Below are 16,853 nucleotides of genomic sequence, written 5' to 3' on the forward strand. Positions count from 1 at the left end.
GATACTGGGAGGACCCCTGCTCATGAAACTTGACCAGACATGCGCGGTAATCACCGGCGGCGCATCCGGCCTTGGCGAGGCGACTGCCCGCCATTTTGCAGAAGGCGGTGCCAAGGTTACCATTCTTGACCGCGACGCCGAGCGCGGCGAGAAGGTCGCGGCCGAGATTGGCGGCTTTTTCGTTCAGACCGATGTCACCGACGAAGACTCGGTTGCCGCAGCGATTGCCTTTGCTGCCGAGAAGATGGGCCGGATCTCCGCCTGCGTGAACTGCGCTGGCATCGCTTACGGGATCAAGACCGTCGGCAAAGAGGGCGCGCATCCGCTGGATGCCTACAAGCGCACCATCGACATCAACCTCGTCGGCACCTTCAACGTGGCACGGCTGGCGGCGGTAGAGATCGCCAAGAACGACCCCGAGCCCGATGGCGCCCGTGGCGTGATCATTAACACCGCGTCCATCGCGGCCTTTGACGGTCAGAAAGGCCAGGTAGCCTATTCCGCTTCCAAGGGCGGTGTCGTCGGCATGTGCCTGCCGATGGCGCGGGATCTGGCCTCTTCCGGTATCCGGGTAATGACCATCGCACCGGGCATCTTCATGACCCCGATGCTGGCCGGTCTGCCCGAAGAAGTGCAACAGCAACTGGCCGCCGATGTGCCGAACCCACCGCGCCTTGGCGATCCGGCGGAATACGGCCGCCTCGCAGGCTTCATCGTCGAGATGGGATACCTCAATGGCGAAGTGATCCGCATCGACGGCGCCCTGCGCATGCGCTAAAAATATCGGATTAACAATACGTTAATCTAAAATATTAAAGGGGCGCCGTATCAGGCGCCCCTTTTCTTGTGGCAGTCTAATTACCGCATATCTAAATGAATAGTTAACGATAAGATACTGATTTTAGACAATGTTTCGCACACGAAACAAATCCGCTCAGGCATCGCCCGCCTTTTCCTCCAGCTCCAGCCACTCTTCCTCTGCAGCCGTCAGTTTTTCCTGACGCTCTACAAGGGCTTCGGTGGCTTTTTTGAACTTCACCGGCTCACGCGTGAACAGTTCGGGATCTGCCATCAGCTGTTCCAGCTTGGCGATCTCCTGCTCCAGCCGGTCGATCTCATCCGGCAGGGCCTCAAGCCGGTGTTTTTCCTTGAAACTGAGACCATCCTTCGGCGCCGCCTCCTGCTTGGGCTTTGGCTTGGAAGATTTTGACTTTTCGACCTTTTCCTCCGCCTCTTTCGGTGCGCGTTGGGACAGGTAATCGCTCCAGCCGCCCGCATAAGCCGTGGCGCGCCCGTCGCCCTCCATGGCGATGGTGGTGGTGGCAACACGGTCCAGAAAATCCCGGTCGTGGCTGACCAGCAGCACCGTGCCGTCATAAGCGTCCAAAAGCTCCTGCAGCAGATCCAGCGTCTCCACATCCAGATCGTTGGTCGGCTCGTCCAGCACCAGAAGGTTGCTTTGCCGCGCCATCAGTCGGGCCAGCAACAACCGCGCCTTTTCCCCGCCTGACAGGGAGCGCACCGGCGCCCGCGCCTGCCGTTCATCGAACAGGAATTCCTTGAGGTAGCCCACCACATGTTTGGGCTGCCCCCGCACCATAACCTGATCAGCCTTGCCGGAAATCCCCAGCGCCGGATCCGTGGTCAGGTTTTCCCAGAGGCTGGCATCGGGATCGAGCTGATCGCGGGTCTGATCGAACAGGGCAATCTCCAGATTGGTGCCAAGGGTCACGCTGCCCGCGTCCGGCTCTTCCAGCCCCAGCAGCATCTTCAGCAGCGTGGTCTTGCCCGCGCCGTTGGGTCCCACAAAGGCGACGCGATCGCCGCGCTGCACCTTCAGCGAGAAGTTCGAGACAATGGTCTTACCATCAAAGGCCTTGGAAAGGCCCTCGGCTTCGATCACCTTGCGGCCTGACTTGGGTCCGGCATCCAGCGCCAGTTCGGCCGCGCCCTGGCGTTTAATCTGCGACGCGCGCTCGGCCTTCAGGTCCTGCAGCGCTCGCACCCGGCCCATGTTGCGCTTGCGCCGGGCCGAAATACCTTCGACGGCCCAGCGGCTTTCGGACTTGATCAAACGGTTCAGCTTGTGCCGCTGCTGGTCTTCTTCTTCCCAGATCTTGTCGCGCCAGGCCTCGAAGGCGTCAAATCCCTTTTCCTGACGCCGCACTTGCCCCCGGTCGACCCACAGGGTGGCGCGGGTCAGCGCGCGCAGAAAGGCCCGGTCGTGAGAGATCAGCACGTAGGCCGCGCGGGTGGATTTCAACTCCCCTTCGAGCCAGGTGATCGCCTTGATGTCCAGATGGTTGGTCGGTTCATCCAGCAGCATCAGATCGGGCGCTTCGGCCATCAGCTTGGCCAGGGCCGCGCGGCGCCGTTCCCCGCCCGAGGCAGTCTCGACCGGGCGCGCAGGATCAAACTTCAGCCCCTCGCCTGCGCGCTCCACCCGGTACATCTCGCCCGGCTCCAGGGCGCTGGCGGCGAAATCACCAAGCGTCGCAAACCCGGTCATCTGCGGGTCCTGCTCCATATAGCCCACCGATTTACCTGGCGGCACCACGATGCTGCCCTGGTCCGGTTCGACGAGACCCGCCATCACCTTCATCAGGGTGGATTTACCCGAGCCGTTGCGGCCCACAAGGGCCACCCGGTCCCCGGGGTGCACCACGAGGTCGAGATCGGAAAACAGCGGATCACCACCAAAGGTGAGCGATATGCCGGACATCTGCAAAAGAGGAATTCGTGCCATGAAAGCCAGCTAAACCGGCCCGCCCGCGCCGTCAACGCCGACCACGGCTGGGAGCCGTGGAAATCGGCTATACCGGGGTTGCTACAGCGCGCAGCAGGCGTTTGCGCGTCTCCGGGATGGCACCAACATCGACGCCGGTAAAGACATGCAGCGTATTGAGCTCCTCATCCACCACCGCGTGATCGCTGACCCAGCCTCCCATCAACAGATAGGTCCGCAACAAAGGCGGCATATGGCGCAGGGCCACCTTCTGGTCGGGCAAGCGCGCTGGGAGGCAGTCAAACCGCACCACCTGCGGCGCCTTGATCACAGGCTGCCACATGCCCGGCGCCAGATGGCGCTGCCTCAGCAGGGCAAAAGTGTCGAGATAGGGCGCAGCTTCCGTACCTGCGAAGGAACTGCACCCGAAAAGCATCCGGATATCTTCGGCGTCCACCAGGGCGGTGATCGCCCCCCAGGCGATGCGCAGGATGTCTGCATCCCCGGCGCCTTCCCGAATGCAGAATCGCCCGACCTCGGCCATGCGCCCCTCATAGGAACTGAGCCGGGACAGGTCATAGTACTGGGCTGCATAGCTTTGGGGAATGTCCTGACCGCTCTCCAGCATCAGCATCCGGAAACACCCAATCAGTGCCCTGGTGTCCCGCCCTTCGATCAGTATGTGGCGACAGCGGGAATCATAGGGATCACGATCCGGCTTCACAGTACCAAAGCATTGGCTGCGCAACTCTTGCGCCGCGTGAAGATCCGCATCTGTCCCTGCGAACCGGGCCAGATAACGGCCTTTGCTGAGGAGTGTTTCCGTCAGCAGCGTTGCAGACTGCGCCATTGCCGATCCCCCATGTGGCCGCCAAACCTCTCATCCGGCACCCCACCCGCGTTTCCATAGGGCGCAGTCAGACTAGCATCCCCTGATCACAACCGCACGACAGATACCGCAGCCCATGGCCATACCTGCTTACTGGTCGAGGATTGCATCCGGGGAGAAGTTGCCCAGGTTGCCGATCAACTGACGCAGGAAGGTCTTATCTTCGATGCTGGAGGATGTGACCCGGCGCTGCAGCGGGATCACCCGGCCATCCTCAAGCCCGAAACGCTGGATGCCGCTAACGACGCCGCGCGTGTCAAAGTTGACCGCAACCAGTTCGCGGGACACAGGCTTCGGCTCCGCAGCGCCATAATGGCGCATCCGGGTGGACACATAGTAGTAGCCGCTTTCGTTCAGCACGCCGGAAGACGAAGGAATACCGATGCTCTCCGCAACCGAGTCTCGGCTGTCCACGCCGACGACCACTTCTGCCAGATCTTCCTCGGATGGCACATAGCCGTGCTTGCGATAGCTGGCCGCGCAGGCGGTCAAGGATCCGCACAGCAGCAGTGTCGCCGCCAGCTTTGCCGCTGATTTCAGCTTGATTGACTGTGCACCCATGATGCCCCCCGAAAGACTGCCGCGACCCCGGCTTGATTACGCCGCCCATCCCGATTACCTAATGCAGCCTTCTGGTTCAAGAAACGAAAGTTTGCAAAATGGCTGACAGCACTGCTTTCCGGGTCGCGGATCTGCCGCAGAACGCCCCGACGCCCTTTGATATCCGCCCCGATGCCGATGCCCTGGCTGACTTGGCGCGAGATCTGGAGGTCAACAGCCTGCGCAAGCTGCGGTTCGAAGGCGAGATCCGCGCCAGCGGGCGCCGGGACTGGGTGCTGACCGCCACCCTGGGCGCCACGGTGGTGCAGGACTGCGTGGTCACGCTGGATCCGGTCACCACCCGGATCGACCAGAAAGTGCGGCGACAGTACATGGCATCCTACGAGGAGCCGGAAGACGCCGAAGCAGAAATGACCGAGGATGAAACCATCGAACCGCTGGGCAGCAGCATCGATCCCTATGAAGTAATGATTGAGGCACTGACCCTGGCGATTCCCGCTTACCCGCGCAAAGAAGGCCAGGAACTGGGCGAAGCAGTGTTCGCTGAACCGGGTGTTAAACCCATGCGCGACGAAGACACCCGCCCCTTTGCCGCCCTTTCGGCTCTCAAGGAACAGTTGAAAGGCGACGACTGACGGTAAATGAGGCGGAAAAATACCGTATGGTGAACTTCCTGCTGGTACTGACGCCCCGCCTGCCCTAAAAAACCGCTTGCGCCGCAGAGGATTCGCAGTATTTTCGCGCGCTCATCGGAATTTTTGGTTGGACATCGGAGAGGCTGCGGCCTACACGCACGTCACACCGATCACGACAAAACAATGAAATCGCGCGGCGGGGATGGCCCCAAGGCGCCAAGCAGACAAAGGTTGAGACATGGCCGTCCAACAGAACAAAGTATCCAAATCGCGCCGCAACAACCGTCGCGCGCACGATGCCCTGGTTGCTGCAAACCCGAACGAATGCTCCAGCTGCGGCGAACTGAAGCGTCCGCACCACGTGTGCCCGTCCTGCGGCCACTACGACGATAAAGAAATCGTTGCAGCGAACGACGAAATCGACATGGATGAGGACGCGGCGTAAGCCCTCCTTTGATCACATAACGCCAGGCAGGCTTTACCTATGACGGGCAAACCCGATCAATCCAAAGCGCAGACTGGTAAAATTGTGATTTCTGTCGATGCCATGGGCGGAGATGCCGGCCCTGCCGTAGTGGTGGCCGGTATCGCGAAATCCGCCGAGAAGAACCCGAATATCGGATTCATTCTACATGGCCCCGAAGACGAATTGGCACCCTTAGTTGCCAAACGGCGCATCCTGGCGGATCGCGTCGTTATTCGTCATGTCGACAGCGTTGTCACCATGGACGACAAGCCCAGCCAGGTCATGCGCAATGGCAAGGGCACCTCGATGTGGTCCGCATTGGACGCCGTGAAGAACGGCGAAGCCGCCGGGGTCGTCTCTTGCGGCAATACCGGCGCGCTGATGGCGCTCAGCATGCTGCGCCTGCGCAAGGTGCCGGGCGTCAACCGCCCCGCGATTGCGATTCTCTGGCCATCACGCAACCCCCAGGGGTTCAACGTGATGCTGGATGTGGGCGCCGATGTGCGCGCCGACGCGCAGGATCTGCTGCAATACGCGCTGATGGGCACCTCCTATACTCGTAATTCCATGGACATTGCCCGCCCCCGGGTTGGCCTGCTCAACGTCGGCACCGAGGAACACAAGGGCCGCGCCGAGCTGAAAGAAGCCCATGCATTGATCGCCGAAAATGCCGGGATCGCCGATTATGAATTTGTCGGCTTTGTCGAAGGCAGCGATATCCCCGGCAATGTGGCAGATGTCATCGTCACCGACGGCTTTACCGGAAATGTCGCGATCAAGACCGGTGAAGGCACCGCCAGCCTGGTCCGCTCGGCCTTGCGCGAGGCCTTTGAATATTCCTTCCTGTCCAAGATCGCGGCGCTGCTGGCCTATACCTCTCTGTCGCGGCTGGCAAAACGGATCGATCCGCGGCGCGCCAATGGTGGCGTGTTTCTGGGCCTAAACGGCACCGTGGTAAAATCCCACGGCGGCGCCGATGCCACCGGGGTATCCGCCGCGGTGAAACTGGCCTTCCGTCTGGCCGAGCAGGGTTTTGCCGAAAAACTGGCCGCGCGGGTTGCATCCGCCGTGGAGCTTACCCAAGATGCCGCAGGCTCCGACGACGACGACCGGATCTCAACAAAATAAGACCAAGAAGGCAGTCACAGAATGACGCGACGTGCAGTAGTTGTAGGCACCGGCCATTATCTCCCTAAACGCGTGGTCGAAAACGCGGAATTCGAAGCCACCCTGGACACCACGGACGAATGGATTCGCTCCCGCTCCGGGATTGAACGCCGCCATTTCGCCGAAGAGGGCGAAACCACCTCCTCGATGGCAACCGCAGCGGCCAAGGCGGCGCTCTCCGATGCCGGTCTTGTGGCCGACGACCTCGACGCGATCATCGTGGCCACCTCGACCGCCGATCTGACCTTCCCTTCGGCGGCCACCATGGTGCAGGCACAGCTGGAAATGACCCGCGGCTTTGCCTTTGACGTGCAGGCGGTCTGCGCCGGCTTCGTCTATGCGCTCTGCAACGCAAACGCATTGATCGCCTCCGGTCAGGCTGACCGGGTTATGGTGATTGGCGCCGAAACCTTCTCACGCATCATGGACTGGACCGACCGATCGACCTGCGTGCTCTTCGGTGATGGCGCTGGCGCACTGATTCTGGAGGCACAGACCGGCGCGGGCACCAGCGATGACCGCGGAATTCTGGCCACCGATCTGAATTCAGACGGGCGCTACAAGGATTTGCTTTATGTAGACGGCGGTGTTTCCACCCAGTCGACCGGCCATCTGCGCATGCAGGGCAACCAGGTTTTCCGCCATGCCGTGGAGAAACTGGCCAAGACCGCAACCACAGCTCTGGAACGCGCGGGCCTTGGCGCCGAAGACGTGGACTGGATCGTGCCGCATCAGGCCAATATCCGCATCATTCAGGGCACCGCCAAGAAGATGGGCCTCAGCCTCGATAACGTTGTGGTGACCGTTCAGGACCACGGCAACACCTCTGCTGCGTCGATTCCACTGGCCCTGTCGGTCGGCAAGGAACGCGGCCAGATCAAGCCCGGCGACCTGATCGTCACCGAGGCGATCGGCGGCGGATTGGCCTGGGGCGCGGTCGTGCTGCGCTGGTAGCACGGGCCAGCGCAATCTCGCAGCGCGCAATTCATTGATATTGACAGTGAAATTCCCCACCCCCTATGCTTGAGCAAACAACGGGGACTGGTATGAGCGAAAAAACTCTGACGCGAATGGATCTGAGCGAGGCCGTTTTCCGCGAGGTTGGCCTCTCCCGCAACGAAAGCGCGCAACTGGTTGAAAGCATGCTGCAGCACATGTCAGACGCCCTTGTCCGCGGGGAGCAGGTGAAAATCTCTTCTTTCGGCACCTTTAGCGTCCGGGACAAGACGGCACGTGTGGGGCGCAATCCCAAAACCGGTGAAGAGGTTCCGATTCAGCCACGTCGTGTGCTGACCTTCCGGCCCTCCCATCTGATGAAAGACCGAGTCGCTGACGGCAACCGCAGCTGAAGACGGCTGCCCCGACCGGTCCAGAACCAACGGAATCAATACCCATGTCCAAATCACCAGACGCCTTCCGCACCATCAGCGAAGTGGCGGAATGGCTGGGGGTGCAAGCGCATGTCCTGCGCTTCTGGGAAAGCAAATTCACCCAGGTAAAACCGGTCAAGCGAGCCGGTGGGCGCAGATACTATCGCCCTGCGGACATGCTGCTCCTGGGTGGCATTCGCAAACTGCTGCATGACGATGGCATGTCCATCAAGGAAGTTCAGGCAATTCTGCGCGACCTTGGCATTACCCATGTCTCCGAGATGTCCCATAGCCTTGATACGGCCTCCCCCGGAGAACCGGACGGAACCGGATCCGGCGGTGGGTTCGCCCAGAGCAATGCAGCCACAGAATCTGCCGCAGCGCATCCCGGCGCTGGCGCAACGCCAGGACCCAGCGTCGAGGGCGCCCCCGAGATCACGAGCGAAAGCGCAGGAGCGGAAGAAGACTCGCCGCGCCCCGCCAGCCATCTGCCGTTTTTCGAACAGGAACAATTTGATCCCTTTGCCGAGGTCGCTGACGAAAGCCAGGTCGGCGCCCAGCCCAGTGCATCGCAAGCTGAGAGCATTCCAGAGACCATCTCGGAGCTCGATCAGGATGAGTCGCCACTGGTGCAGGCGGAGGCCGACGATGCCCCGTCCGAGGTCCCCAATGCGGAGCCCGACACATCGGCGGATCAACCTATTGCCTCTGACCTGTCGGAAGAGCTTCCCCCGCCACAAGACGACCTGAGCGGCGAAGAAAGCCTGCCTTTCGACGAGGTGCAGCCCGTCTCCACTGAGCCGGAACCCGCACAGATCATGATGGACCTTGGCGGCCACGACTCCCCTGCCCCGGAATGCGAGGCAGACCCGGTGATCGAGGAAACCGCCGCGCCGGAGGCAACAGCCGAACCGGCCCCCTTCGCAGGAGAAGCGGACAGCACCACGGATGACACTGGCAGCGAGGTCCAGTCGGCGCCGAATGCGGATGCAGAAGCGCTTGTGCCAACCGACGATCAGGCGGAGCCTGCCTTCGAGGTCAGCTTTGCACCGGATGAGACCGAGCCGCCAACCGCGCCGATTGACCCTACTGTGCCGCTCACCAGCCACCTCGACGCTCCCACGCCATTGGGTGAGAGCGAGCCCGCCGAATTGGACGATGCCCACGCCGAACTGATGGCCGAGGAAGCGCCGACTGAGGCTATGGCTACGGAGCATGACGAGCCTGAACCCGCATCCGAGCAAGCCCCTGTCGAAGCCATCCTGCCTGAGGAACTCTCAGAGCAACTGGGCGAGGAACTGGCCGAATCCGACGCAGATACAGCCCTGCAGGATGCCATGGATGCAGATGCACCGCGGGAAGGATTTGCCCCTCCAGGCCTGCCGGACGATGCGGAGCAGGACGCGGCAACCGATGCGCCCGAAGCAGGCTTCCCCCCGACCGGGGATCTCCCGATGGAGGAATCCAAGCCGCGAATCATTTCCGTGCCCGACGAAAATCTGGCCGCCCAGGTCAGCCTGCGTCCCGGTGTTCTGGCCCTGTTGTCTCAGACGACGGAACTGCGGCCCGAAGTGCGCGCCGAAGTTGCCGAATGCGCCGCCGAGCTGCGCCAATGGCTGGAAGCACATTAATTTTCCAAAGCAGCGGAAAAACTTGGCAATGCCTCTTGCCCCCGCCGGGAAAAACGGTAGAAAGCGCTTCAACGGGCTATGGCGCAGCCTGGTAGCGCGTCCGTCTGGGGGACGGAAGGTCGCAGGTTCGAGTCCTGCTAGCCCGACCATACAAAACGCCTGGGTGTTTGCGCACCCAGGCGTTTTGTGTATGTGTAGCCTGGGGTTACGGATCGGGACCATCATCTGGGTCGTCTTGAACAGCAGCCCGACCGGGCGGATGCCCGGCCAGACGGGAGAAAGACAATGACAGGCGTTTTACCCAGCCAGACACTGGAAACCATGCTGCAGCAGGGCGAGATCACCCTGTCCGAGCCTTTGATCGACGGGCAAATTCAGCCTGCCAGTCTGGATCTGCGGCTCGGCCATGTGGCTTACCGCGTGCGCGCCTCCTTCCTCTCCGGACACGGCAACACGGTCGCTGATCGCCTCTCTGAATTTGAAATGCACCGCATTGATCTGGATGGTGGCGCTGTGCTGGAAAAGGGCTGCGTCTACGTGGTGCCGCTCCTCGAAGGGTTGGCCCTGCCGCAGGACGTCTCCGCCGTGGCCAATGCCAAAAGCTCAACCGGGCGGCTGGACCTGCTCACACGCACCATCACCGATGGCGGCGAGGAATTCGACCGCATCAAGCCGGGTTACACCGGGCCGCTGTATGCCGAGATATGCCCGCGTTCCTTCTCCGTGCTGGTGCGCCCCGGCATGCGGCTCAATCAGATCCGCTTCCGCACCGGTCAGGCGGTGCTGAGCGATCAGGAACTCAGCGCGCTGCACGCAGAAAGCCCGCTGGTGGATGGCGAGGCGGTGATCGAGGATGGCTTGGGCTTTTCCGTGGACCTGCAACTGCCAGGTACCGATCTGGTGGGCTACCGGGCCAAACCGCATACCGGGGTAATCGATCTGGACCGGATCGGCGAATACGATCCGCAGGATTACTGGGAAGAGGTGCGCACCACCAAGGGCCGCATCATTCTGGATCCCGGCGCCTTTTACATCCTTGTCAGCCGCGAGGCCGTGCATATCCCGCCCGCCTATGCCGCCGAAATGGCGCCCTATCTGGCCATGGTCGGGGAATTCCGGGTGCATTACGCGGGCTTTTTCGATCCCGGCTTCGGTCACGCTTCAGTCGGCGGAGCAGGATCGCGTGGCGTGCTTGAGGTGCGCTGCCACGAAGCGCCTTTCGTGCTGGAACACGGGCAAGTCGTCGGTCGATTGGTCTATGAACGCATGGCCGAGGTGCCGCAGCAGCTTTATGGCGCGGGCATAGCCTCCAACTATCAGGGACAGGGACTGAAACTGTCCAAGCACTTCAAACAGCCACAATCCAGCTGACGCCGGAAGCCAACCCAGGCGGAAAAGCTCAGCGGTTGTCCCGCTGGGCGCGCCGCGCACGCCGCTCCTGCCGCATCTCGCGGATCCTTTCGCGTTCAGCGCGTTCTTCCGCCTCTGCCGGTGTCTCGGGTCGGTTTTCCGCCTGCCCGCCCCGCCCGCGTTTTCCACTGCGCCCCGACAGCGCGTTGAGCCCCGCATCCACGCCAGAGTTGACGGCCCGCCCGACAAGGCGGCGCATGATCATGTTGAGAATGGATTCGACGTTCATCAATAGGCTCCGGTTCCGTTCACGTACCATTGTGACATCGGAATGGGACGATTTCTTGGCAGGCTGCCCCCGCACACGAAATCGTCAGCTTTCGAACAGCTCTGGCTGCTCCTCGGGATCCTCGTCCCCGTCGTCACCGCCCTGCCCCGTCGGGAAGCTGCCCGGCGGCGGGCGGCTTTCCAGCAGCCCGGCAGAGCGCAGTTCCTTCAACCCCGGCAGGTCGCGGGCGCTTTCCAGACCGAAGTGATCCAGGAACACCGGTGTCACCACGAATGTCACCGGGCGGCCCGGCGTCATACGGCGGCGACCAAGGCGGATCCACTCCATTTCCAAAAGCTGATCGATGGTGCCACGGGACACCGATACGCCGCGGATCTCTTCGATCTCGGCCCGCGTCACCGGCTGATGATAGGCGATGATAGCCAGGGTTTCGATCGCAGCGCGGCTCAGCTTGCGGGTCTCGACGATTTCCTTCTGCATCAGGAAGCCAAGGTCCGGCGCCGTGCGGATTGCCCAGGCATCGCCGACGCGCACCACCCTGACGCCGCGCCCCTCGTAGCGTTTGCGCAGGTATTCCAGCGCCTCGCCCGGGTTGCAGCCATGCGGCATGCGGGCCTCCAGATCACGGAGGGTGACAGGCTCGGTACTGGCGAACAGCACCGCCTCGACCATGCGCTCCTGCTCGGCCATGGGCGGGGCATCGAACAGGCTGTCCGACTCCTGCTGCGCCTTGTCCGGCTCCTGGTTGCTGAAATCTTCCATCAGGTATTCCCGTTCAGGTGGCGCAACTGAATCGGCGCAAAGGTCTCGTTCTGGCGGATTTCCAGCTGGCCTTCCTTGACCAGCTGCAGGGAGGCGGCAAAGGTCGCCGCCGTGGCCGAGCGCCGTTTCACGGGATCACTGTGCCAGCCATCCGGCAGGTAGCTCAGCATATCGGTCCAGCTGCCGGTAAAACCAATGAGACCGCGCATCCGCTCCAACGCCTCCTCCATGGTGAAGACCGAATCCCGGTCCATCACAAAGGGGCGAAAATCGTCGCGGGTGCGGATCCTGGCATAGCCCTGCATCAGGTCGAGAAGGTTGGCGCTATAGGTCACGGTGCGGATACGTTCGACCGTTTCGCTTTGCCCACGGGAAAAGAAATCCCGCCCCAACTGGTCACGCCCCATCAGCCGCGCCGCCGCATCCCGCATGGCCTGAAGCCGCTCCAGCTGGAACGCCAGATGCGCCGCCAGTTCCTCGCCTGAAGGTCCCTCCTCTTCGGGGTCAGGGGGCAGCAGCAGGCGCGATTTCAGGAAGGCCAACCAGGCCGCCATCACTAGGTAATCCGCCGCCAGTTCGATGCGCAGCTCCTTAGCACGCTCCACGAAAGAGAGGTACTGTCGGGCAAGCTCCAGAACCGAAATACGCCGCAGATCCACCTTCTGGGTGCGCGACAGCGTCAACAAAAGGTCGAGCGGCCCCTCATAGCCGTCGACATCGACAATCAGCGCCTCAGCCGCCAGCCGGTCCTCGACCGAGGGCTGAATCTCTTCCGGAAAAAGTGACTCTTCAGACATAAACCTTTCCGCCCATCAGGGCAGCAAGTTCGGCCTCGGCAGCCTCTATGTCAAGCGCAGCGGGGGTTTTGCGCGCCGCGATGGCCCGCAGGGCGCGGTTTTGCCCCACCTCGTCCAGGTTTCCGGCAGCCTCTGCCACCTGCGTACGCACGGCAAGATCGGCATTGCACAGCAGAACGATATCGCAGCCCGCCGCGCGGGACTGCCCGGCGATATCTGCCGGTGCCCCCTGCAGGGCCTTCATCGAGATATCGTCGGTCATGATCAGCCCGTCAAAACCGATGTGCTTGCGGATCCGCTCCATCACCGGGGGCGACAGGGTCGCGGGGCGCGGATCAAGCGCGTCAAAGACGATATGCGCCGTCATTGCCATCGGAAGGTCATTCAGCGCCCGGAAGGCCGCGAAATCCGTTGCCTCCAGATCGGCAGCGGAGGCGGCCACATGCGGAAGGTCCAGATGGCTGTCCGCCACCGCGCGGCCATGGCCGGGAATATGTTTCAGAACCGGCACCACGCCGCCATCAAGATGCGCCTCGGCCACCGCGCGAGCCAGTACGGTCACATCCGGCAAAGCCTCGCCATAGCAGCGATTGCGCAGAAACGGGTGAGTGTCGGTAGAGGCGATATCTGCAATCGGGGTGCAGTTGCTGTCGATACCAAGCGCGTGCAACTCATGCGCAATCAGGCGATAGCGCAGATACATGGCCCGTTCGGCGTCGTCACCAGCCTGAACCGCGTGTTCCATCGGCGGCAGCCAGTCGCGCCCCAGTGGCGGGCGCAGGCGCTGCACCCGGCCACCTTCCTGATCGATGGTGATCAGGCAATCGCGGCCCACGGAATCGCGAAGCTCTCCGCAGAGGGCACGGACCTGATCTGCAGAGCTGATATTGCGGGCAAACAGGATAAAGCCAAAAGGATCCGCATCGCGGAACAGGGCCTTTTCATTCTGGGTGAGGCGCAGCCCCTCTGCATCCAGAATCGTCGCGCCAAATCCTGTCATCGGGTGGTCACGGGGATGCAGTCGGCATTGCCTGCCACCAGTGCAGAGCAGAACCGGCGGGCATCGGACAGCCCGTCAAAGCCCATGGCCCGCAGACGGTAGAAGGTGCGGCCACCGCTTTCGGCGCGCTGGATCACCCGTTTCTTGTCGGCAAGGTAGTCGTCGAACTGCGCATAGATCCGGTCCCATTCGGAGCGGGCGACCTCTGCGCTTTCATAGGCGCCAAGCTGTGCCAGGCGCGTACCTGCGGGCAGGCTGTCGGCAGAAACCTCGATCGCGACAGCAGAGCTGGGAGTTGCGGTCGGCGCAGCTGCGGGGGTAAACCGCGCAGGCCGCAGGTTCGGGCGCAGAGAAACCTTGACGCCCGGGGCCTTCAACAGCGCGGCAGAGGGTTGCGGCGCGGACGAAACAGCGGCGATTTCAACCGGCTTCAGGGGCTGCGGCTGTACGATCTCGGGGGCCGCGACAGAGGCATTGGAAACCTGCTCCGGCGCTGCATCCGGTGTCTCTGCACCAAGAGGCGTTACCCCATCAGTAAGTTCAGCCACCAGGGCGTTGATGTCACCGCTTTGATAGGCGGCCAGAGACTGATCCGAAACTGCGGGCGCCTCGCGCTCGGCGCGGTTCTGCTCGGCCTGCTGCGCCAGTTCCGACATCGGCCGGTCGTCCTCAGTCAGCTCAATGGGTTGCGGCGCCAGCACCAGACGCTCTGCTGGATCCTCGGCAGTGCCGGTTGCGGCCACGGCGTTCACTGCCAGCCCCTGATGGTCTGCCGGACGGCCGCCGGGGTTTTCCGGCTGCACGCGCATCGGCCCTTCGACCGCGCGCACCACAGGCACGCCGCTAACATCGCGCATCACCAGCTTGTAGCCCCAGACACCGATCCCGACGACCAGCGCCAGCGAAGCGACCGCACCGAGCATTCCGGCCATCCGACCAAATCCTGCCCGCCCGGCAGGCGCAGCATCCTCGGCATAGCCGTAATCATCGGCCATATAGGCATCTGCCTCATAGCCGGTCCCATCGGCCTGCGCCGGATCAAAGCCACCAAAACCCTGCGGTGCATAGGACGCGGCAGGGGCTGCAGCGGCTTGGGGTGGAACAAAACTCTGCTGTGCCTGCGGCTGGACCGACGGGTCATAGGCACCGAACTGCTGCTGTCGCTGATACTGAACACCACCGGCAGAATCGCCATCTGCGACTCCGCTCTGGTCATAGGCCGGGCGCGTGCCCGCCTGCGTAAAATACGCCATTATCCGCCTCACTGCCCGTTTCATGCGCCACATCACCTGCGCCGCATTTTCGGGTCTCTTGAACTGCCTCGTTCCGGCGGTCTGTGCGTATTTTTATCGCATCTCTTCCGCCGGGGTCACGCCAAGAATACCAAGACCAGCGGAAATGACAATGGAAACGGCCCGTGCAAGTGCCAAATTGGCATGTGTTGCCGATTGGCTGCTCTCGTTAACAAATCGTAAACTTTTGTCGCTTTTGCCGAGATGGTACAGGCCGTGCAGATCCGAAGCCAGATCGTAGAGGTAGAAGGCTACGCGGTGCGGCTCGTTGCTGCGGGCAGCAATTTCCACCAGGCGCGGCCATTCCGCCAGCTTGCGGGCCACCGACAGCTGCGCCGGAGCGGCCAGCAGCGACAGATCCGCATCGGCTAGGGCCGCATCATCAGAAGCGATTCCCGCCTCTTCCGCCTTGCGCAAGGTCGAGCAGATCCGCGCATTGGCGTATTGCACGTAAAAGACCGGGTTGTCTTTGGACTGCTCCAGCGCCTTGTCGAGATCAAAGTCAAAGCCCTGATCGTTCTTGCGGGTAAGCAGCATGAAGCGGGTCACATCAGGGCCCACGGCCTCGACCACGTCGCGCAGCGTGACAAATGTCCCTGCCCGTTTGGACATCTTGAATTCCTGACCGTCCTTGAACAGCTTCACCAGCTGGCACAGCTTGATATCCAGCGGCACCTTACCATCGGACAGGGCCGACACAGCGGCCTTCATGCGCTTCACATAGCCGCCGTGATCGGCGCCAAAGATGTCGATCAGCTCGTCAAAGCCGCGCTCCACCTTGTCATAGTGATAGGCGATATCGGGGGCGAAATAGGTCCAGGCGCCATCGGATTTCTTCACCGGACGATCCACGTCATCGCCGTGTTCGGTGGATTTGAAGAGGGTCTGCTCACGCGGCTCCCAGTCTTCCGGCTTCTTGCCTTTCGGCGGCTCCAGCACGCCTTGGTAGATGAGCCCCTTGGCATCAAGACTTTCCAGCGCGGCTTCGATCTTGCCGGTGCCATAAAGCGATTTCTCGGAGAAGAAGACATCCATTTCGATGCCGAGCAGCTTCAGATCCTCGCGGATCAGATCCATCATCGCGTCGGTAGCGAAATTGCGCACTTCCTGCAGCCAGACCTCTTCGCCTTTGCCGACATAGGCGTCGCCCACCTTGTCCTTCAGCGCCTGGCCGACCTCGATCAGGTAATCGCCGGGATAGGTTCCATCCTCGAATGCGACCTCCTGGCCGTGCGCCTCAAGATAGCGCAGGTAGACGGAACGGGCGAGCACATCGACCTGACCGCCGCCATCGTTGATATAATATTCGCGGGTGACGTCATAACCCGCATAGGCCAGCAGCGAGGCCAGCGCGTCGCCGAAGACCGCACCGCGCGTGTGCCCCACGTGCAGCGGGCCGGTCGGGTTGGCGGAAACATATTCCACGTTGACCCGTTTGCCCTGTCCCAGCTCGGATTTCCCATAGGCCGTGCCATCCGCCAGAACGGAACCCAGCACACCCTGCCAGACGGACGGTGCAAGACGCAGGTTCAAAAAGCCCGGACCAGCCACTTCGGCAGAGGTGATCCGATCATCCTGCGCCAGATGTGCCGCCAGTGCCTCGGCAATGTCGCGCGGCTTTTTCTTGGCCGGTTTTGCCAGCACCATGGCTGCATTGGTCGCCATATCCCCATGCGCCGGATCGCGGGGCGGCTCCACCGCCACGTTGTCGAAAGAAAGCCCCTCGGGCAGCGTGCCGTCGGCGGTCAACGCGTTCAGGCTGTCGATCACAAGCGAGCGGATATCGTTGAAGAGGTTCATATCGGGCGTCCTATTGGTTTGATCTAGCGGATACCCACGCCTGCGTCAGGGGTCAACCATCAGCGACCGCCACAAGGCCTGTCATGCCCCAATGGGCAGCGCAAACTGGTCCGCAACGC

At 62.1% G+C, this 16,853-nt stretch carries 17 protein-coding genes and 1 tRNA gene; 9 read left to right on the top strand and 9 right to left on the bottom strand.

Annotated features, from left to right (window positions below; genetic code table 11):
- Window positions 1-22: 22 nt before the first annotated feature.
- Complete coding sequence (locus AC5SSZ_RS09180) at window positions 23-778, top strand: SDR family NAD(P)-dependent oxidoreductase (protein ID WP_495437984.1); 756 nt, start codon at window positions 23-25, stop codon at window positions 776-778.
- A gap of 156 nt (window positions 779-934) precedes the next feature.
- Here AC5SSZ_RS09180 and AC5SSZ_RS09185 read toward each other — a convergent pair whose 3' ends face one another.
- From AC5SSZ_RS09185 to AC5SSZ_RS09195, 3 genes are all read right to left on the bottom strand, one after another.
- Window positions 935-2,746 carry an ABC-F family ATP-binding cassette domain-containing protein gene (locus tag AC5SSZ_RS09185; protein WP_495437986.1) on the bottom strand — a complete coding sequence of 604 codons (1,812 nt, stop codon included), beginning with the start codon at window positions 2,744-2,746 and terminating at the stop codon, window positions 935-937.
- Between the two features lie 67 nt (window positions 2,747-2,813).
- On the bottom strand, window positions 2,814-3,575 hold the full coding sequence (locus AC5SSZ_RS09190) for a GNAT family N-acetyltransferase (RefSeq protein ID WP_495437988.1): 762 nt from the start codon (window positions 3,573-3,575) through the stop codon (window positions 2,814-2,816).
- A gap of 129 nt (window positions 3,576-3,704) precedes the next feature.
- On the bottom strand, window positions 3,705-4,175 hold the full coding sequence (locus AC5SSZ_RS09195) for an outer membrane protein assembly factor BamE (RefSeq protein WP_065273248.1): 471 nt from the start codon (window positions 4,173-4,175) through the stop codon (window positions 3,705-3,707).
- Window positions 4,176-4,273: 98 nt separating this feature from the next.
- On the opposite strand from AC5SSZ_RS09195, the gene AC5SSZ_RS09200 reads away from it, so the two are divergent.
- The 8 genes from AC5SSZ_RS09200 (at window position 4,274) to AC5SSZ_RS09235 (ending at window position 10,815) form a co-directional block, all read left to right on the top strand.
- Window positions 4,274-4,810, top strand: a complete 537-nt coding sequence (locus tag AC5SSZ_RS09200) for a YceD family protein (protein ID WP_274828514.1) — start codon at window positions 4,274-4,276, stop codon at window positions 4,808-4,810.
- 238 nt (window positions 4,811-5,048) lie between these two features.
- Window positions 5,049-5,255 carry a 50S ribosomal protein L32 gene (gene rpmF / locus AC5SSZ_RS09205; protein WP_065273246.1) on the top strand — a complete coding sequence of 69 codons (207 nt, stop codon included), beginning with the start codon at window positions 5,049-5,051 and terminating at the stop codon, window positions 5,253-5,255.
- Between the two features lie 39 nt (window positions 5,256-5,294).
- Window positions 5,295-6,404, top strand: a complete 1,110-nt coding sequence (plsX, locus tag AC5SSZ_RS09210) for a phosphate acyltransferase PlsX (RefSeq protein ID WP_065273245.1) — start codon at window positions 5,295-5,297, stop codon at window positions 6,402-6,404.
- Window positions 6,405-6,425: 21 nt separating this feature from the next.
- Entirely contained in the window at window positions 6,426-7,397 is a 972-nt protein-coding gene (locus AC5SSZ_RS09215) for a beta-ketoacyl-ACP synthase III (protein WP_274833696.1), read from the top strand.
- A 92-nt stretch (window positions 7,398-7,489) separates the two neighbouring features.
- Window positions 7,490-7,792, top strand: coding sequence for an integration host factor subunit alpha (gene ihfA, locus AC5SSZ_RS09220; RefSeq protein WP_065273243.1), 303 nt, complete (start codon window positions 7,490-7,492; stop codon window positions 7,790-7,792).
- A gap of 44 nt (window positions 7,793-7,836) precedes the next feature.
- Entirely contained in the window at window positions 7,837-9,444 is a 1,608-nt protein-coding gene (locus AC5SSZ_RS09225) for a MerR family transcriptional regulator (RefSeq protein ID WP_495437993.1), read from the top strand.
- Window positions 9,445-9,516: 72 nt separating this feature from the next.
- Window positions 9,517-9,593, top strand: a tRNA-Pro gene (locus AC5SSZ_RS09230).
- A 136-nt stretch (window positions 9,594-9,729) separates the two neighbouring features.
- Entirely contained in the window at window positions 9,730-10,815 is a 1,086-nt protein-coding gene (locus tag AC5SSZ_RS09235; protein ID WP_274831992.1) for a 2'-deoxycytidine 5'-triphosphate deaminase, read from the top strand.
- 28 nt (window positions 10,816-10,843) lie between these two features.
- Here AC5SSZ_RS09235 and AC5SSZ_RS09240 read toward each other — a convergent pair whose 3' ends face one another.
- The 6 genes from AC5SSZ_RS09240 to argS form a co-directional block, all read right to left on the bottom strand.
- Window positions 10,844-11,083: a hypothetical protein gene (locus AC5SSZ_RS09240; protein WP_065273241.1), complete on the bottom strand. Its 240-nt coding sequence runs from the start codon at window positions 11,081-11,083 to the stop codon at window positions 10,844-10,846.
- An 84-nt stretch (window positions 11,084-11,167) separates the two neighbouring features.
- A complete protein-coding gene (gene scpB / locus AC5SSZ_RS09245; protein WP_274831991.1) occupies window positions 11,168-11,845 on the bottom strand; it encodes an SMC-Scp complex subunit ScpB in 678 nt (225 codons plus the stop codon).
- Window positions 11,845-12,642: a segregation and condensation protein A gene (locus tag AC5SSZ_RS09250; protein WP_065273239.1), complete on the bottom strand. Its 798-nt coding sequence runs from the start codon at window positions 12,640-12,642 to the stop codon at window positions 11,845-11,847. The genes scpB and AC5SSZ_RS09250 overlap by 1 nt, the downstream gene beginning before the upstream one ends.
- Window positions 12,635-13,642, bottom strand: a complete 1,008-nt coding sequence (nagZ, locus tag AC5SSZ_RS09255) for a beta-N-acetylhexosaminidase (protein ID WP_495437996.1) — start codon at window positions 13,640-13,642, stop codon at window positions 12,635-12,637. Before nagZ ends, AC5SSZ_RS09250 begins: the two co-directional genes overlap by 8 nt.
- Window positions 13,639-14,895 carry an SPOR domain-containing protein gene (locus tag AC5SSZ_RS09260; RefSeq protein ID WP_495437998.1) on the bottom strand — a complete coding sequence of 419 codons (1,257 nt, stop codon included), beginning with the start codon at window positions 14,893-14,895 and terminating at the stop codon, window positions 13,639-13,641. The genes nagZ and AC5SSZ_RS09260 overlap by 4 nt, the downstream gene beginning before the upstream one ends.
- A gap of 93 nt (window positions 14,896-14,988) precedes the next feature.
- Window positions 14,989-16,734: an arginine--tRNA ligase gene (gene argS / locus AC5SSZ_RS09265; RefSeq protein WP_274831987.1), complete on the bottom strand. Its 1,746-nt coding sequence runs from the start codon at window positions 16,732-16,734 to the stop codon at window positions 14,989-14,991.
- Between the last annotated feature and the right edge of the window lie 119 nt (window positions 16,735-16,853).

This window comes from Phaeobacter sp. CC-HEC084 (assembly GCF_059429255.1).

What these genes read in the sequence shown, in the direction of transcription:
- AC5SSZ_RS09180 (WP_495437984.1), top strand. Translation starts at nt 23, where the DNA reads ATGAAACTTGACCAGACATGCGCGGTAATCACCGGCGGCGCATCCGGC.
- AC5SSZ_RS09185 (WP_495437986.1), bottom strand. Translation starts at nt 2,746, where the DNA reads ATGGCACGAATTCCTCTTTTGCAGATGTCCGGCATATCGCTCACCTTT.
- AC5SSZ_RS09190 (WP_495437988.1), bottom strand. Translation starts at nt 3,575, where the DNA reads ATGGCGCAGTCTGCAACGCTGCTGACGGAAACACTCCTCAGCAAAGGC.
- AC5SSZ_RS09195 (WP_065273248.1), bottom strand. Translation starts at nt 4,175, where the DNA reads ATGGGTGCACAGTCAATCAAGCTGAAATCAGCGGCAAAGCTGGCGGCG.
- AC5SSZ_RS09200 (WP_274828514.1), top strand. Translation starts at nt 4,274, where the DNA reads ATGGCTGACAGCACTGCTTTCCGGGTCGCGGATCTGCCGCAGAACGCC.
- rpmF (WP_065273246.1), top strand. Translation starts at nt 5,049, where the DNA reads ATGGCCGTCCAACAGAACAAAGTATCCAAATCGCGCCGCAACAACCGT.
- plsX (WP_065273245.1), top strand. Translation starts at nt 5,295, where the DNA reads ATGACGGGCAAACCCGATCAATCCAAAGCGCAGACTGGTAAAATTGTG.
- AC5SSZ_RS09215 (WP_274833696.1), top strand. Translation starts at nt 6,426, where the DNA reads ATGACGCGACGTGCAGTAGTTGTAGGCACCGGCCATTATCTCCCTAAA.
- ihfA (WP_065273243.1), top strand. Translation starts at nt 7,490, where the DNA reads ATGAGCGAAAAAACTCTGACGCGAATGGATCTGAGCGAGGCCGTTTTC.
- AC5SSZ_RS09225 (WP_495437993.1), top strand. Translation starts at nt 7,837, where the DNA reads ATGTCCAAATCACCAGACGCCTTCCGCACCATCAGCGAAGTGGCGGAA.
- AC5SSZ_RS09235 (WP_274831992.1), top strand. Translation starts at nt 9,730, where the DNA reads ATGACAGGCGTTTTACCCAGCCAGACACTGGAAACCATGCTGCAGCAG.
- AC5SSZ_RS09240 (WP_065273241.1), bottom strand. Translation starts at nt 11,083, where the DNA reads ATGAACGTCGAATCCATTCTCAACATGATCATGCGCCGCCTTGTCGGG.
- scpB (WP_274831991.1), bottom strand. Translation starts at nt 11,845, where the DNA reads ATGGAAGATTTCAGCAACCAGGAGCCGGACAAGGCGCAGCAGGAGTCG.
- AC5SSZ_RS09250 (WP_065273239.1), bottom strand. Translation starts at nt 12,642, where the DNA reads ATGTCTGAAGAGTCACTTTTTCCGGAAGAGATTCAGCCCTCGGTCGAG.
- nagZ (WP_495437996.1), bottom strand. Translation starts at nt 13,642, where the DNA reads ATGACAGGATTTGGCGCGACGATTCTGGATGCAGAGGGGCTGCGCCTC.
- AC5SSZ_RS09260 (WP_495437998.1), bottom strand. Translation starts at nt 14,895, where the DNA reads ATGGCGTATTTTACGCAGGCGGGCACGCGCCCGGCCTATGACCAGAGC.
- argS (WP_274831987.1), bottom strand. Translation starts at nt 16,734, where the DNA reads ATGAACCTCTTCAACGATATCCGCTCGCTTGTGATCGACAGCCTGAAC.